Source organism: Candidatus Persebacteraceae bacterium Df01 (assembly GCA_030386295.1).
GTDB lineage: Bacteria > Pseudomonadota > Gammaproteobacteria > Tethybacterales > Persebacteraceae > Doriopsillibacter > Doriopsillibacter californiensis.
Window position 1 is genome coordinate 91,216 of sequence record JANQAO010000003.1, and the last position, 16,127, is coordinate 107,342.

Here is a 16,127-nt window from a genome sequence, read left to right on the forward strand (position 1 = left end):
AATTATGACTGAACATACCACTGCAACATTTAAAACTGGGGGGAAACAATACCGCGTAAAAGCAGGTGATACTATCATCGTAGAATCATTGTCGGCGGTAGCCGGTGAGGCTAAGGCATTTGATAGTGTTCTCTTAATAGAAAAAAACGATGGTGCTACAGTGGGTTCTCCTTTTGTGTCGTCAGCGTCGGTGCAAGCAACTGTTGTTGAACAATTTCGTGGCGATAAAATTCGGATTTTTAAAATGCGTCGACGTAAGAAAAGCCGCCGCACGCAAGGGCACCGGCAGGCGCTAACAAAGTTGCGCATTGACAGTATTAACATTTAACGGCGAGGGCAGCTAACAATGGCACAAAAAAAGGCTGGCGGCTCAACAAAAAATGGGCGCGATTCAAATCCAAAATATTTGGGAGTTAAGTGCTTTGGTGGCGAAAAAGTCCGCCCCGGTAGCATTATCGTGCGTCAGCGCGGTACAAAATTTCATCCCGGCGACAATGTCGGTATGGGGCGCGACCACACTCTCTTTAGCAAAACCGATGGTGTCGTTCTTTTTCGTCGCCACGGGCGCGGTAGTCGGCACTATGTCAACGTTGTCGCTGCTGTTTCGGACGTCAAGTCCGCTTAATCGTTACACCGTCGCATATCGCACTATGTGCCGCACCGGCAGGCGGCAATGAAACGAGGATTTATTGATGAAACTGTAATTTCCGTTACAGGTGGTGATGGTGGTAACGGTATTGTGAGTTTTTTACGCGAACGTGCTCGACCACATGGTGGTCCAAATGGAGGCAATGGTGGACGTGGCGGAAATGTATTGGTTGTTGCCGACCGGCACGTTAAAACGCTGTTGGAATTATCTCGGCGGCGACGCATTGTCGCAGTTAATGGCAAACATGGTGAGGGTAGCGACCGTCATGGTGCTGGCGGCGTTGATACTCGTATTTTAGTGCCGGTAGGAACTCGGGTGTTAGACGCCGATACGGGTTATTTGCACGCTGATTTATTATGTGACCAAGATAACACATTGCTTGCTGCCGGCGGGCATGGCGGTTTTGGGAATGCTCACTTTAAATCTTCTGTTAATCAGGCGCCGCGTCGTTGTACTGCTGGGGAAACCGGTGAAGAACGTCGTTTTCGTTTGGAGTTGCGTCTTTTGGCTAATGTTGGCTTCTTAGGATTGCCAAATGCTGGCAAGTCGTCATTGTTGCGGGCGCTATCGGCGGCTAAGCCTAAAGTTGCCGCTTATCCTTTCACGACTCTGTCACCACAGTTGGGAGTTATAGACGGCGGTGACGGTAGCACGATTACTATCGCCGATGTGCCCGGACTCATTGAAGGTGCAGCTCAAGGAGCGGGGCTTGGTAATCGTTTTCTCAAGCATCTCATGCGAACGGCACTGTTGTGTCATGTGGTAGACATGACAACAGAATCGCCAGAATCGGATTGTCGTTTGGTGGAGAATGAATTACAAAATACTGATTTGCCACTTATTCAAAAACCGCGCTGGCTGGTGCTGAACAAAGCTGATATGCTTTCGGAAAGTGCTCGCGAGGCATGCCGAAAGACCATGTCTCAGCGTTTTCCAGAATTTTCGCAAACGCATGTACTATCAGCTCTCACCGGTGAAGGTGTGCGTGAATTTTCCATTATGCTACTCAAACATCATGCGAACGTTACTATCTAAGGCGCGCCGGATTGTTGTTAAGGTTGGCAGCAGTTTGCTGACTGCTGACGGCACTCAATTAGATTTGAATTATATTAGGCAGTTATCTGCACAGGTTGCCGCGGCGCGATTGGAAGGTAAAGAAATTGTAATTGTTTCTTCTGGCGCAGTTGCCGCAGGCGTTCAGCGCTTGGGATGGGAAAAACGCCCAATCCTGCGTGCTGATATACAAGTTGCTGCTGCTGTTGGGCAAATGCGATTGAGCGACGCTTATGAAGACGCTTTTTCGCGTCATGGATTGCATGCAGGCCAAGCCCTTTTGACCGCCGAAGACATGGCACACCGAACTTTGTATTTGAATGCTCGTACGGCGTTGCGGCGAATGTTAGATTGCCGCGTGATACCGGTAGTTAACGAAAATGATGTTATCGCTACCGATGCGGTAAATTTTGATGACAATGATCGGTTGGCGGCACAAATTGTGAATTTGCTGGAAGCTGATGTACTGTTGATGCTTACCGACATTGACGGCTTGCGTACTGATGGTGGCAAGGGAGACGTTGTGCGGCAGGCGGCGGCGGCGGATGAAACTTTGCTGCGTTATGTAGTGCCACGAGTTGGCGGTGTAGGGTCCGGTGGTATGTCGACTAAATTACAAGCGGCTCGAGTTGCCGCCCGTAGCGGTGCTCATTCGTTGATTGCTAACGGCCGTGCCGATGATTGCTTACATCGCGCACTAAGCGGTGATGTAGGGATTGGCACGTTGCTTGTTGCTGATACCCCACGATTGTCTGCGCGCAAGCAATGGCTAGCGAGTGGATTGCGTGTGTGTGGCGGAATGGTTTTGGACGCGGGTGCGGTGCGGGCGGTGGTGCGAGATAAAAAAAGCTTACTGCCGGCGGGAGTGAGCAAAGTTCACGGTGATTTTGTTCGCGGCGATTCAATTGTCTTAGAAAACGAAAGTGGTGGAATAGTTGGCTATGCACTAGTCAATTATGACTCGGCAGCGGCGTGTCGCCTCTGCGGTATTAATAGCCGCGATATTGCGCAAATTATCGGCTATGTTCACGAAGAAGAAATGGCGCACCGCGATAACATGTCTATCATAGAATAGCGACTGTGAAACAAAACAAAAGTGACTTAGCCGGAGAGTTGGCGAAATACGACGGTGATTTGCGCCGTATGTTTAAGAGAGGGCGGGCGCTAGTAAAGTCTGAAGTATCGTTAGCAGAAATCATTAGCCGGAGACAATTATCTGGAGGCAAGCGTTTGCGGGCAGTGGTGGCGTTACTGAGTGGCAGATTGTGTGGCTTACCTGATGCCATGAGTGACAAAACTGCGGTGGCTATTGAGTTTATCCATACTGCAACGTTGCTGCATGACGATGTCGTAGATGAAGCAGTATTGCGCCGCCGTCAATCTACGGCTAATCATGTTTATGGTAATTCGGCGGCGGTGTTGGCCGGTGATTTTTTGTATTCACGAGCGTCACAAATTTTGGCGGATATTGGTTGTATGCCGTTATTAGTTTGGATTGCTGATGCGACTAACAGCTTAGCAGAAGGTGAAATTATGCAGTTGGAGCAGCGTGGTTGCATAATGACGAAGGATATTTATTTCAATATTATCCGTCGCAAGACTGCAAATTTATTTGAAGCAGCAACAGCAGCGGCGGTGTTGATTGCCGACCGTCCTGCCGTTTTGGCGGCGATGACCGCCTATGGAAGACACTTGGGTATGGCTTTTCAGTTGATTGATGACTGTTTAGATTATGTTGGTTCTGATGCAGAAATGGGAAAAAAAATTGGCGCCGATTTCGCCGAAGGGAAAATGACATTGCCCGCTATTTTAGCGTTAGAAAAAACCAATGGTACGACTCGCCGTCGCTTGCTGACTGGGTGGAAAAAAAATGATGATGTTTCGTTTGCCGACACCCTACGGCTGGCACGTGAGACCGGCGCGTTGGATGAAGTGCACAGGTTGGCTGCCAAAGAATCTGAACTTGCCATCGCGGCTTTGGATGAACTGTCCCCTAGTTTGGCACGTGATTCGCTGACAACTTTGGCAAAAGTTTCGGTAAATCGACGTTGCTAATTGACGGCTAATAGCAATCACCATTGCGAGAAGATTATCTAACTCTCTCTTGATAGTATGCGGTTATCAGCTTATGCTTCTACCGTGATATGATTCCACTACTGATGTTAAATTCCCCAGAAAAAAAATCACCAGAGCAATTGCGAGAACGTTTGACTGATTTGCAATATCGTGTTACACAGAAAAAAGGTACGGAACCAGCTTTTACTGGTGAATATCACGATTGCAAAACATCTGGAACATACATTTGTATTTGTTGCGATCGAGAGTTATTTGATTCTGATACCAAATATGATTCCGGTACTGGCTGGCCGTCGTTTTATGCTCCCAAAAATGCTGACAGTGTGGCAGAAAAAAAAGACAATTCATTTTTTATACGGCGCACCGAGGTGGTTTGCGGCAATTGTGACGCTCATTTAGGGCATGTTTTCAATGACGGTCCTCAGCCGACGGGAATGCGCTACTGCATGAATTCTGCCGCCTTGCGACTCAATCCTAAAAATGATTAAGCAAAATGCGCCACTGGATTAACATTACGCCGGCAATTGTTTTTTTTGGTGTTTTCATAATGACCAAACAAGATTTTCGCACTGCCACAATGGCACTGATGGTTGCCGTTGTTCTGCAAATTTTGGCACTCAAACTGTGTAAATTGCCAATTAAGGCTATGGAATGGACAATACTTAGTCTCGTTTTAGTATTTGGTTGTATTACCTTATTGTTGCGCGAAAATTTTTATCTGCAAATCAAAACTACCGTTATTAATTGGTTATTTGCGCTGGTATTGGTGATTGCTGAATTCGGATTCAAAAAAAATCTTATGAAGGGAGTTCTCAGCGAATTTATTACCGCACCAGATGCGGTATGGCGACGAGCGTTGCTTATGCTGTCGATAATGTTTGGCATTATCGGTGCCGCCAATCTAATAATTATTTTTAATTTTTCCGAATCCGCTTGGGTATATGTTAAAACATTTGGTTATCCCGCTTTTAGTTTTTTGTCGCTCCTTACCATTATTACTTATCTGATGCGTCATGCCGCTACTCGTGATGAGCGATAGCAGTCTTACAGAGCAGTTGCGTACCCGTTTGCGGGCGCTATCGCCACGGCAATTGAACCTGACTAATGAGAGCCATCTGCACGTTGGTCATCAAGAAGCCGGTAATGGTGCGCACTTTAGGCTGCATATTGTTTCTGACTGTTTTGTTGGATTATCTATTTTGGCACGTCATCGTTTGATATACGACACGGTTGGCGCTCTTATGGAACAAGGTATACATGCGTTATCTATCGCCGCTTTTACGTTTGAAGAACATTCCCATAGAAAGGACTCTCGCTCATGAAAAAAAACTATTATCTATTATTACTCGCTGCTTTTTTTGTCACTGGCTGTAGTAATGCTAATGATGAAACTACTGGTACCAGCAGTGATACCGAAAAACCAGCCGTTACAGCTAGCGAAGATACTATTGTCACAATTGATGGTGATGCTATCCCTGTTGTACGATTGGAGGCCTACATGCGCCCGGGGAGTAATGAAACTCGTGAGCAAGTATTGGAAAATGTTATTGCCAGCGAAATCATCAGCCGTGCCGCTCGTGCTGCGGGGCTTCACGAAAAAGCGGATATTGCTCAACAATTAGTAATTCAAGAACAAACTGTATTGGGGCGCGCATATACACAACAATTTTTAGAAGAAAATCAGGTAACGGAAGAGCAAATTACCTTGCGTTATGAAGAATTAAAAAATGAATTTGCTAATCGAAAAGAGTATTCAGCGGCACACATTTTGACTAAAGATGAAGAAAAGGCCAAGACTATTTACAAACAAGTTAGCGAAAATCCTGAAAAATTTGCAGAACTGGCAAAGGAACATTCAGAAGATCCTGGTTCGGCGCAAAATGGTGGTAGTTTGGGCTGGGTGGAATCTCGGGTATTTGTTCCCGAATTTGCTGCTGCTCTTGAGATGACCGATGCCGGTGAATTAGCTTCGGGGCCAGTGCAAAGCCAATTTGGTTGGCACATCATTTTAGTGGAAGACACTCGCCCGTTGTCGGTACCACCGTTCAATGACGAAATGCGGGAACGGCTGAGGCAGGCAGTCCGAATTGAACTGTTCACGGAACATTTGGACGGATTGCGCGCAAAAGCAAACATCGTTATTAACGAACAACAGTAATATCGTGCCTCCGCGTGTTATTGCGGGGTGGCAAATGCTGGTTTTTGGCGGTGCATACGGTAATCTGTCAGCATTGCAGGCGTTGTTGAGAGTAGTTGGTAGCGAGCAATCGTTGAATATTGTATGTACCGGCGATCTCGTTGCTTATTGTGCTGATGGTGCGGCGGTTTGTGAATTGGTGCGTGACAAAATCCCGGATGCTACCTTTGTCCGCGGTAATTGCGAACGTGCGGTGGGAAATGATGAGGAAGATTGTGGTTGCGGTTTTGACACCGATAGTACCTGCGCGCTGTTGTCTGTTTCATGGCATCGCCATGCTCGTATCAATATTTCCGCTACTACTAAAGTATGGATGAAGAAACTGCCCATGCGAACAGATATCGTCTTCGGTGGGCGGAAATTGGCCGTTGTTCATGCCGATGGCGTGAGTGATAACCGTTTTATTTTTCCATCTACACCGGAATCAAACAAACAAGCAGTTTTAAGTGCTATGGGGGTGGACGGCGTTATTGCTGGTCACAGCGGCATTCCTTTTACGCAGATGTTGAACAATGGCGGAATTTGGCACAATAGTGGTGCGCTGGGTATGCCAGCCAATGATGGGACTAATCGTGTTTGGTACGCGCTATGGACGGTGGAAGCGGATGGTATTCACATTACTCATCATGCATTGAATTATGATATTGCTGTAACTGCGTCGACCATGAAAGCTGCCGGATTGCCGCCCGATTATCGGCTTACATTGGATTCTGGGATTTGGCCTAGCGATAGTGTTTTGCCGGAAATAGAACGACGACAACAGGGTCAACAGCTCAATCCTCCACCAGTTTTTTGGCCTTCTTCAACGATAGTTATTAAGAAGACGAGCAGCGTGCCGCGCTAACTACCGTGCTGTAGCCACGCGGCACAGTGTTGTTCAACGGAGTCAAAATCAGGCAGGACGAAATTACGAGTTCCAAATGGCAATGTGATAAGTGTGTCAACAATATTTGCACTGAGTAATGGTTTATTTTTATTTTCGCCTCTCAGCACAGTAGTTTCACGCTACTTTCAATAAATAGCGTAATGTACTTGCGCGTTTGGCTTAATTGCCTTCTATATGCACTTGCCATGGACTTTTACTGTCGCCAGAAAAATAAAAACGCACTGCAGGAGGATGCTGTTGTGCTCGGCGGATGGCAAACTCAATAAGATCGCGTGCTGTGCCGCTGGATTGGGCTCCGCCGTGCACTACGGTCTGCGGAGTAAAAACATCACCAATGTGGCGTAAATGTCGGTTGTAACCTTGCTGCCGTTGCGTATAAGCAGAATCAAAAAATGGAGCTTTCCACTAAGAGCTGCCGTGTACCAAGTTGTCCCAATAATCAACATGCAATTCTAATGCTGCCACGTTATCGCGGCGGGAGAAATTTTTTAAAAATAACTGTTCTGCTGGTGAGCAGGAATAGCACCCCTGTGAGGTGAACGGTTCTACCAAAATCTCACAGACGGCGCTGCAGCCCCTTCTGTAACTGCCGACAGTGGCGTCAGAACTATCAACTAAACGATAATATTTTTCATTGTGTCATTTCCTTCTAACTTGTATAATGAGTACACGTGTTTTTTTATTTTAGTCAAGAGAGGGAAAGTTATGCCGCAGCGTAAACCAACTTATGATAGCACTAATGTAGAGCGGTTTATGACAGGGCTTATTCGTCGTGCTCCACACGAACCCGAATTTCACCAATCCGTGCGCGAAGTGGCCGAAGTTATTATTCCCCATATTCGAAAAAATGATCGCATTACCAACGCTATTGTTTTTGAGCGCATGACTGAACCGGAGAGGGTGTTTATGTTTCGCATTATTTGGGAAGATGATAACGGTAATGTGCGCCTGAATCGTGGCTATCGAGTGCAATTTAACAACGCGCTCGGTCCTTACAAAGGCGGTTTGCGCTTTCATCCTTCGGTCAATATTAGTATTTTAAAATTTTTAGGGTTTGAACAGACTTTCAAGAATGCGCTTACTGGTCTGCCGCTGGGTGCAGCAAAAGGTGGTTCTGATTTCAACCCCCGAGGGAAATCCGACAAGGAAGTGTTACGTTTTTGTAAATCGTTTATGTTGGAATTATTTCGCCACATTGGGCCCAATTTGGACGTGCCAGCTGGTGACATCGGTGTGGGTGAACGTGAAATTGGTTATTTATTCGGACAGTATAAGCGGATTACCGGTGAATTTGCCTCCGGTGTGCTTACCGGCAAAGGTCTGACTTTTGGTGGTAGTCTAATTCGCCGTGAGGCTACTGGTTACGGTGCTGCTTACTTTGCCGAGGAAATGCTTAACGCTGTTAACGATGGATTAAAAGATAAAACCTGCGCTGTTTCCGGTAGTGGTAATGTTGCCCTGTATTGCGCACAAAAAATCATTCAGCTTGGTGGACGCGTGGTCACTATGTCTGACTCCGATGGTTTTATCTATGATAAAGAAGGCATTGACGAGAAAAAATTAGCGCGCATTATTGAACTCAAAAGCGCGCGGATGCGTATTCGTGAGTACGTCAAACACTATAAGAAAGCTAGCTACCATGCAGGTAAGCGTCCGTGGGGAGCCCCTGCTTTTGCCGCTTTTCCTTGTGCGACACAAAATGAAATTGATATTGAAGATGCTAAACGATTGCTTAAAAATAAATGTCGACTAGTAGTGGAAGGCGCAAACATGCCTACTACTATTGGCGCTTACAAATTATTACGCGACAAAGTTATTTTTGCTCCCGCCAAAGCGGCTAATGCCGGAGGTGTAGCAATTTCCGGTTTGGAAATGAGCCAAAACAGTCTCCGTCTTTCATGGTCGGAAGACGAAATGGAGGAACGCTTGCGTGATATTATGATCAGTATTCATAAGCAATGCGTAACACACGGTAAGCAGGGTAAAAAGCCGGTAGATTATGTAGTCGGGGCTAATATTGCTGGTTTTCTACGTGTTTCTGATGCTATGTTGGCACATGGTGTTTAATCATTAGGAAATGTCTAGTTATCCTCTAATTTTTGGTGCCTCTGGCCTAACTGGAACGGAAACAGCGCGATTGCTGTCGTTGGCAAAAGTGCCATTACGAGTTTCATATCGAGAGCAGGCTGATCTTAATGTTTTGCGTAATTATGCTGTTGAACCTGTTTATGCCGATTATGCCGATGTGAACACTATTAAAAAAGCGATGCAGGATGTTAGTAGCGCGTTATTGATACTTCCTATTCATGAGCAAATGGCGGAGTGGGGAAAGCGGGTTATCGATTGTGCAAAAAAAACTAAGTTGCCTCGGTTGGTTTTACTTTCCAATTTGGGGGCAAATGAACAATCAGCGAACGATATTCCCCGCATGCATGGTGAAATAATCGCCTCTCTCAAGGAAAGCGGCATTCCTTATGACATTGTTAAATCTGCGCCGTATTTTCAAAACCTATTTTGGAATGTTATTACCATCGTACGCAACCGCCAGTTTTCTCTTCCCTTGGACAACATAGAGATACCTTATATTGACGTACAAGATTTATCTATCGTTTTTGCTAAATTGCTGTACGAAACGCGTGAGGGAAACAATGAATATTATCTTACTGGACCGCAGCCATTGAGTATGTTCAGATTTTCGCGACAGCTAAGTTTAGCATTGGGGAAGAGTATTCGTTATGTCCCTTCGCCACCGCAGGCAGGAGCACAGACCTTTCGCGACATGGGTTTGACTCGTTGGTTATCACAGGCTATTGCCGACATGTACAAAGATTACGCCACCGGTAATTATAGTCAGATAACTAAGGATTTTGAGAAAATTATGGGGCGTAAGCCGACGGGCATTAGCAGTTTTCTTGAGCGCAATATTTCCGTTTTTACGGATCCGACTGTTCCTGCCGGTTTTTTGGAAAGTTAAACGGGCTCCCTGTTGAGGCGCCGTGTTTTTATATCATTGTTAATGTTGCCTGCCGCTTTTATCGGTGGGCGGGAATTGTGGCAGCAAAACGAAAGAAAAAAATGGAAAGCGCTGTTTTCTCGAACGTGGTCGGTGGATGCTAGTGTTCGTATTCCGTCCGGAGCGACTTTGCGTGACATTGCTGTTTTAAGTGTTGCTGTTGGCGCGCCGGTTAGCGAAACTGAATTTATAGACTTAGCGACTCGCCAACAGGTTTCGACTAAATTACGCTCCGGACGTTATCGTTTTGCCGCTGGTGATAATATGGAAAAAACACTTGCGGATATGGTGGTGGGTAACGTTATTGCCGAACGTTTTACTATTGTGGAAGGAACAACTATCGCGCAAGTGAGAAAAAAATTGGCTGCTGACGAGCGATTGCAAAACGACATTAAAAACATGAATGATAACGACATTCATCAAGCATTAGATATTAACCAGTCGTTTCTGGAAGGATTATTTTTGCCTGAAACTTATTTTTTTGAAGAAGATGACAAGGCGCTTAACATCTTGCGGCGATCACATCGCAACATGAAAAAAACATTGAATTCGTTGTGGGCAAAACGAAATGATAATAATTTGCTCTCCACTCCAGAAGATGCGTTAATACTGGCTTCTATTGTGGAAAAAGAAACTGGTGTAGCGGAAGAGCGGCCGCTGATCGCATCAGTATTTGTCAATCGGTTGCGGCGAGGCATTCCGTTACAAGCTGATCCTACGGTTATTTATGGTTTGGGAGAAAGTTTTAACGGCAATCTCACTCGCAAGCATTTGCGTGATAAATCTAATTCCTACAATACTTACGCCCATCGAGGCCTACCGCCAACGCCCATTGCTTTGCCCGGAAAGGCAGCAATAGAGTCGGTGCTTAATCCGCCTGACACGGCGTACTATTATTTTGTTGCCACCGGTGATGGAAGGCATGTTTTTTCTGAAACGTTGCGCGCGCATAATAATGCGGTGAATAAGTATCAACGGCGACAAAAACGTTGAAACACGGTAATTTCATCACTTTTGAAGGATTGGATGGTGCAGGAAAAACGACTCAGGCAGCATTGTTGGCGGCTACTTTGCGACAATCAGGCAAGGAAGTCATTGAAACACGTGAGCCGGGAGGCACTGAAATAGGTGAATCTCTTCGTTCTTTGGCTCTCAAAACAGAGGGGTTGGACGCCGTAACCGAAACTTTATTAATGCTGGCCGCACGCCGTGAACACATACATCATCTTATTAATCCAGCGTTGGCGCGAGGAGCTTGGGTCATTTGTGACCGTTTTAGTGACTCGACCTACGCTTATCAAGGTGGTGGGCGGGGTGTTTGTCAAAAATGGCTGCATGCTTGTCTCAGCGAAGTAGAAAACAGTTTGCAGCCGGCGGTTAGCTTTTATTTAGATGTGCCGCCGACATTTAGTGCACATCTGTCATCCAAAGATGTTTTTGAAACGGCGGGAGACAGTTTTTATAGCAGTGTTAAAAAGGCTTACCAAAAAATAATAATCGACAACCCTAAACGTGTTGTTTCTATTTCTTGGGAAAAAAACGGTGTCCGGCGGACAAGAGAAAGTATTGCTGAAGAAATTGCCGCTGTCGTTCGAGAGCGTTTTTTTAAATGACGACAGTGTTGCCTTGGCATCAGTATTTGGTGAACACAATTTCGTTCGCATCGGCAACGCTGATTACGGGACATCCCGGTGCAGGTAGTGAATCTTTGGCTTTAACGCTGGCTACAGTATTTGCGGATACGACAAGCGAGGCTGCTGATGCGGACATTATCGTTATTCGCCCAGAAAAAAATACCATTACTGTGGATGCGGTTCGTCAGGTAGTTGAGTTTTGCGCGTTAGCACCGCTTGTGGCACGGAGAAGGGTGGCTGTTTTTATTGATTCGGAGCGCATGAATATTGCTGCCGCTAATGCACTACTCAAAACGCTAGAAGAACCGAGTGCTGATAAAGCGCTTATTCTATCTGTTCATTCTCCCAGCTTACTGCCGCCGACTGTTACTAGCCGTTGTCGTATCTTGTTTGCTCCGTTGCCAACGGAAGCTGAAGCGGCAACGTGGTTACAAGCAAATGGTGGTGACGGAGAGTCTCTTTCCTTTTCTGGTGGTCTACCATTGGCGGCACTCAATACAGACATGCAAGCGGTGCGCACCGCAAAAGACTTGTTTAGTCAGGGAAATGACATTAACACTGCTGCTGCGGTTAAGACTTTGGTTTCCATTGACCTCTGGTTAGATTGTCTGCAAAAATGGACGGCAGACGGTGTACGAGCTGCAATGGGGCTTACCGCACGCTATTTTCCTGGTTCCGAATCGATACTCAGTGCATTGTGCGCCGACCCTCGTCGCTGGTTGGACGGTCATGCTCGCTTGTTAGATCAACGTCGCCTTGCTGCGCATCCGCTGGCACAAGATTTATTTATTTATAATGCACTGAATGAATACCGCCTCATTTTCACTCATTGACTCTCATTGCCATCCGCACTTTCCGCCGTTAGGAGATGACAGACAAGCTGTGCTTACGACAATGCGAGAACATGAAGTCAGCGCCGCCTTAGCCGTAGCGACAACGCATATGGAAATGGAGGCAGTCAGGGGGCTGGCAAAACAGTATCCGGGAATTTTTTATGCTGCTTGCGGTGTACATCCACTCAGTAACGATACCGAAGACGACAGTGAAGCGGCGCTTGTGCAGGCTTGTGGAGGGGACGTTTTAGCTGTAGGTGAAACGGGCTTAGATTTTTTTCGTGGGCAGGAAACGGAAGCCATGCAACGACGACGTTTTGCTGCTCACATTGCCGCCGCTCGAAAATTACAAAAACCATTAATTATTCACACTCGTGATTCGCAAGATGCGGTATTGGATATGTTGCGCGCCGAAAATGCTCGTGACGTTGGTGGTGTATTGCATTGCTTCACCGGGGATGCTAAACAGGCGAGGGCAGGGCTGGATATTAATTTCGTGGTGTCATTTTCCGGCATTGTGACATTCAAAAAATCTATCGCTATGCGTGATGTTGCGCGACTGATGCCAGCCGATGGTTATTTAGTTGAAACTGATTCACCTTATCTTGCTCCTGTTCCCTACCGAGGTAAAACTAACACGCCGGCTTATGTGCGTTATGTTGCCGAAACAATTGCCACTGTTCGTGGTCAAACATTAGCGCAAACAGCGGCAGAAACTTCCGCCACATTTAACCGGATATTTAAAAAATCAGTTGATTAGTTGTTTTATAGATTTCGTTTATTAATCTTTTGGTAAGCAATTAGTTGCGGACTGCGTCATGCAGTAATTTTATTTTGTTAACCCCAGTACTTCTTCCCAGAGTGCTCGCGGCAAGGTAATGCCGTGTCGTGTGGCAAATTCTCGAGTGGTGCGACTATTTTCACCGGGTAGGCGGGTGTTGGGCGCTGCTTCTGCGATGCGACAAAAAAGCCGCTCCATCTGTGCGTGAAAATTTTCCTGCTGCGGAGCAATTGCAATAAGAAGTTGACCGATGTATGGCGGCGTACCACTATCGTCAAAAAATGATGAGGCGTCAAAAGCTAGATTACCACCGGCCAGCGGCGCACACAGTATTTCTACCATCAGCGCGAGTGCGGAGCCTTTGGCCTCTCCCATTGGCAGCAGAGCGCCTGCAAGAGCTGCTGTTGCATCGGTGGTAGGTTGCCCAGTTGCGTCTACCGCCAAGCCCTGAGCGATGGATTCGCCTCGCTGTTTGGACGCCATGACTTTGCCTCGCGCTATTTTGGATAGCGATAAATCGACAAATAATGGTGGGGCGTTTTTGCGTGGCGCGGCAAAAGCAATAGGATTAGTACCATAAACGGCAGCGCCAACAGGCCACGGCGCCATGGCTTTGGGAGAATTGCTAAACGCCAATGCCAGTAGTCCAGCGGCAGCTAGTTGTTCTGCCCAATACCCCATGCGCCCACTGTGATGTGAATGATTCACGGCGGCACAAGCAATGCCAGCAGCGGGTGCAGTTTCTATTAATTTACGAACAGCCAATTCTAGTGCAGGATAAGCAAAGCCGGAAGCAGCGTCTATTTGCACGTAACCCGTTTTTAATTGTGTGGCAGTAGGTATGGCATTACCGCAAATCTTGCCAGTACGTACCTGTGCCACATAAGCCTGTAGCCGTCGTAGACCATGTCCTTGCTGACCGCATGCATCGGCGTCGGCAAGAGCCATTGCGGTTGATTTTGCCGCAACGTCGCTAACGCCGGCAGTAGTAAGCACGTTTTGTATTGTGACGGTTAACTCAGTTACTGAAACGATAATGTTATCGTCACTCATTTATTTATGGTGCAATTTATGGAATTAGTACAATTTTAGGCGCTGCAACATTGCCGGCCAATAAGTCAGCAAAAGCTCGCGCACCGTCACTTAGCGGGCGCGTTTCAAACCAATCTAGTGCCCCAAGTTTACCTTTGCCCATCCATTCTACTGTTTCTTTGAATTCGGTCATGGTGTACGTATAAGAACCAACTAAAACAATTTCTTGTAGCGTGAGGCGACGCATATCAAAACCACCATCAGCTGACGCCAAGCCAATATGCACGACCACGCCGCCTGGTGCGGTTATGGTAGATGCCTGCCGTCGTGTTTGTTCATGTCCAACGGCATCAATCACCACGTCCATCGCTGTTGGCAGAGCTTCGGGAGTAACAATATGGAAGTTTCCCGTTTTTTCTAGGGCTTTTCGCCTTCGTGGATTATTGTCAGCAATCCATACTTCTTTGGCACCACGTGCAGTTAGTGACAAGGCTGACGCCAAACCAATGGCGCCGCCGCCCAACACTGCTGTTTGACACTCGGCTAGCGAGCGACGGCTATGCACCACGCCTAAACCGGCAGTATGATGACCGCAAGCAAGTGGTTCTGCTAGCGACCCTTGCTGTAAAGATAATGAATTCGGTAGTGGTACGATATTTTGTGGCGGTATGGCTAGTTGCTCAGCAAATGCACCGGCGCGTGGTGGCATTGAAATAATTTGCCGTTGAAGGCATAGATTGGAACGTCCAGCGCGGCAATAATCACAAGTTTCACATACTACTAGCGGATTAACGGTAACACGAGCGCCACTGGGAAGCATTCCCGCCGCTTCGTGTCCTAGAATAAGTGGTGGTGGGCGGCGCTCGTCGTGTCCCAAATAAGCATGCATGTCTGAACCGCAAATGCCGACGGCATTAACATCAATAAGGGTATTGTCGTTATCTGCAATGGAATTAGGTTGTTCACAAAAACGAAGATTTTGTGAAGATTCATACAGAAGTGCTTTCATGGTGCGCTCTTTTTGGATATAGACAGGCTCATTTTTTTGTCAAGGAAGAATTTAATGTTAACAGGAAAAACTTTAATCCTATACGGGCGATGTTAATAATTGTATCGGAATTATTTTATTATTTTTGTAAAAATATGTTGGTATTAGTTAATTTAAATAAAAGAAGTTACTTTGCCAAAAAACCACCGTCTACAGGTAATAACAGCCCGGTCAAATATGCCGCAGCTGAGGAAGCTAAAAATACCGCGGCACCATCCATATCAGAAAGTGCCCCATTGCGTCCCAATAGGGTTGATGCCGCCAATTTTTCTATTAATTCTTTATCTTCAAAGACAATGTCAGTCATTTCACTGGGGAAAAACCCGGGAATGAGCGCATTGACGGTAATGCCGCGCTCGCCCCACGCTCGTGCTAGTAGCCGCGTAAGTTGCGCTACACCGCCTTTGGAAGCGCCATAGGCAGCATCTCCTAGTCCTGCGCGCAGCGATTGCAAAGAACCGACATTGATGATAGCACCGCCTTTATCCATACCGGTTGCTAATTCTCGTGATAAAAAAAATGGGGCGCCTAAATTAACAGCCAACGTTTTTTCCCAATTATCTAGGGTGATTGCTGATGTGGATTCGGCAGGGTCAGATGAAGATCGCAAATTAACGCCGGCGGCGTTTACTAAAATAGACGGTGCGCCAAAACACGCTGCTGCTTCCACCGCCGTTTGCGGAATGCTTCTAGTATCAGACAAATCTGCCGTAACTACTGCAGCTTGGTTGCCTCCACAAACATTAATAATTTCAGCCGCTGCATCATCAAGCTTGTTTTTACGCCGTCCAATGAGTACTGTGCGAGCTCCAGCTTGTGCCAGTGCCAGACCGATACGTCGCCCAATGCCAGTGCCGCCGCCGGTGATAACTGCCACCCGTCCGTGAAGACCGAATAGGTTATTAATGAAATTGTTCATAGCGGC

The 16,127-nt window shown here is 46.7% G+C and carries 19 protein-coding genes and 1 pseudogene; 16 read left to right on the top strand and 4 right to left on the bottom strand.

Annotation, left to right across the window (positions count from 1 at the left end; genetic code table 11):
- The first annotated feature begins 4 nt into the window (after window positions 1–4).
- From rplU to NQX30_05105, 10 genes are all read left to right on the top strand, one after another.
- Window positions 5–328 (top strand): 50S ribosomal protein L21, encoded by a 324-nt coding sequence (gene rplU, locus NQX30_05060; protein MDM5147736.1) that lies wholly within the window; start codon window positions 5–7, stop codon window positions 326–328.
- An 18-nt stretch (window positions 329–346) separates the two neighbouring features.
- Complete coding sequence (rpmA, locus tag NQX30_05065; protein MDM5147737.1) at window positions 347–625, top strand: 50S ribosomal protein L27; 279 nt, start codon at window positions 347–349, stop codon at window positions 623–625.
- A 48-nt stretch (window positions 626–673) separates the two neighbouring features.
- Window positions 674–1,684 carry a GTPase ObgE gene (gene obgE / locus NQX30_05070; GenBank protein ID MDM5147738.1) on the top strand — a complete coding sequence of 337 codons (1,011 nt, stop codon included), beginning with the start codon at window positions 674–676 and terminating at the stop codon, window positions 1,682–1,684.
- The gene (gene proB / locus NQX30_05075; GenBank protein ID MDM5147739.1) at window positions 1,665–2,777 is read left to right on the top strand and encodes a glutamate 5-kinase; all 1,113 of its coding nucleotides are present in this window, start codon (window positions 1,665–1,667) and stop codon (window positions 2,775–2,777) included. The genes obgE and proB overlap by 20 nt, the downstream gene beginning before the upstream one ends.
- Window positions 2,778–2,782: 5 nt before the next feature.
- Entirely contained in the window at window positions 2,783–3,757 is a 975-nt protein-coding gene (locus NQX30_05080; GenBank protein MDM5147740.1) for a polyprenyl synthetase family protein, read from the top strand.
- An 89-nt stretch (window positions 3,758–3,846) separates the two neighbouring features.
- The gene (msrB, locus tag NQX30_05085) at window positions 3,847–4,266 is read left to right on the top strand and encodes a peptide-methionine (R)-S-oxide reductase MsrB (GenBank protein ID MDM5147741.1); all 420 of its coding nucleotides are present in this window, start codon (window positions 3,847–3,849) and stop codon (window positions 4,264–4,266) included.
- Window positions 4,267–4,325: 59 nt separating this feature from the next.
- The gene (locus NQX30_05090; GenBank protein ID MDM5147742.1) at window positions 4,326–4,817 is read left to right on the top strand and encodes a septation protein IspZ; all 492 of its coding nucleotides are present in this window, start codon (window positions 4,326–4,328) and stop codon (window positions 4,815–4,817) included.
- On the top strand, window positions 4,792–5,100 hold the full coding sequence (locus tag NQX30_05095) for a BolA family transcriptional regulator (protein ID MDM5147743.1): 309 nt from the start codon (window positions 4,792–4,794) through the stop codon (window positions 5,098–5,100). Before NQX30_05090 ends, NQX30_05095 begins: the two co-directional genes overlap by 26 nt.
- Window positions 5,097–5,936, top strand: coding sequence for a peptidylprolyl isomerase (locus NQX30_05100; GenBank protein ID MDM5147744.1), 840 nt, complete (start codon window positions 5,097–5,099; stop codon window positions 5,934–5,936). The genes NQX30_05095 and NQX30_05100 overlap by 4 nt, the downstream gene beginning before the upstream one ends.
- A 4-nt stretch (window positions 5,937–5,940) precedes the next feature.
- Window positions 5,941–6,819 (top strand): metallophosphoesterase family protein, encoded by an 879-nt coding sequence (locus NQX30_05105; GenBank protein MDM5147745.1) that lies wholly within the window; start codon window positions 5,941–5,943, stop codon window positions 6,817–6,819.
- A 201-nt stretch (window positions 6,820–7,020) separates the two neighbouring features.
- Here the strand turns inward: NQX30_05105 and NQX30_05110 are convergent.
- Window positions 7,021–7,413: pseudogene (locus NQX30_05110) on the bottom strand (DUF1223 domain-containing protein).
- A 153-nt stretch (window positions 7,414–7,566) separates the two neighbouring features.
- On the opposite strand from NQX30_05110, the gene gdhA reads away from it, so the two are divergent.
- The 6 genes from gdhA to NQX30_05140 are packed head-to-tail and all read left to right on the top strand — an operon-like array spanning window position 7,567 to window position 13,101.
- Window positions 7,567–8,928 carry an NADP-specific glutamate dehydrogenase gene (gene gdhA / locus NQX30_05115; GenBank protein ID MDM5147746.1) on the top strand — a complete coding sequence of 454 codons (1,362 nt, stop codon included), beginning with the start codon at window positions 7,567–7,569 and terminating at the stop codon, window positions 8,926–8,928.
- Between the two features lie 10 nt (window positions 8,929–8,938).
- Window positions 8,939–9,835 carry an NAD(P)H-binding protein gene (locus NQX30_05120; GenBank protein ID MDM5147747.1) on the top strand — a complete coding sequence of 299 codons (897 nt, stop codon included), beginning with the start codon at window positions 8,939–8,941 and terminating at the stop codon, window positions 9,833–9,835.
- 36 nt (window positions 9,836–9,871) lie between these two features.
- On the top strand, window positions 9,872–10,867 hold the full coding sequence (gene mltG / locus NQX30_05125) for an endolytic transglycosylase MltG (protein MDM5147748.1): 996 nt from the start codon (window positions 9,872–9,874) through the stop codon (window positions 10,865–10,867).
- Window positions 10,864–11,487 carry a dTMP kinase gene (tmk, locus tag NQX30_05130; protein ID MDM5147749.1) on the top strand — a complete coding sequence of 208 codons (624 nt, stop codon included), beginning with the start codon at window positions 10,864–10,866 and terminating at the stop codon, window positions 11,485–11,487. Before mltG ends, tmk begins: the two co-directional genes overlap by 4 nt.
- Window positions 11,488–11,516: 29 nt before the next feature.
- Window positions 11,517–12,341 (top strand): hypothetical protein, encoded by an 825-nt coding sequence (locus NQX30_05135; protein MDM5147750.1) that lies wholly within the window; start codon window positions 11,517–11,519, stop codon window positions 12,339–12,341.
- Window positions 12,313–13,101, top strand: coding sequence for a TatD family hydrolase (locus tag NQX30_05140; protein MDM5147751.1), 789 nt, complete (start codon window positions 12,313–12,315; stop codon window positions 13,099–13,101). Before NQX30_05135 ends, NQX30_05140 begins: the two co-directional genes overlap by 29 nt.
- 69 nt (window positions 13,102–13,170) lie before the next feature.
- On the opposite strand, the gene NQX30_05145 is transcribed toward NQX30_05140, so the two are convergent.
- The 3 genes from NQX30_05145 to NQX30_05155 all read right to left on the bottom strand — a co-directional run bounded on the left by NQX30_05145 (window position 13,171) and on the right by NQX30_05155 (window position 16,121).
- Window positions 13,171–14,175 carry an Ldh family oxidoreductase gene (locus NQX30_05145; protein ID MDM5147752.1) on the bottom strand — a complete coding sequence of 335 codons (1,005 nt, stop codon included), beginning with the start codon at window positions 14,173–14,175 and terminating at the stop codon, window positions 13,171–13,173.
- A 16-nt stretch (window positions 14,176–14,191) separates the two neighbouring features.
- Window positions 14,192–15,163 carry an alcohol dehydrogenase catalytic domain-containing protein gene (locus NQX30_05150; protein MDM5147753.1) on the bottom strand — a complete coding sequence of 324 codons (972 nt, stop codon included), beginning with the start codon at window positions 15,161–15,163 and terminating at the stop codon, window positions 14,192–14,194.
- A 166-nt stretch (window positions 15,164–15,329) separates the two neighbouring features.
- Window positions 15,330–16,121: an SDR family oxidoreductase gene (locus tag NQX30_05155; protein MDM5147754.1), complete on the bottom strand. Its 792-nt coding sequence runs from the start codon at window positions 16,119–16,121 to the stop codon at window positions 15,330–15,332.
- Window positions 16,122–16,127 lie beyond the last annotated feature (6 nt).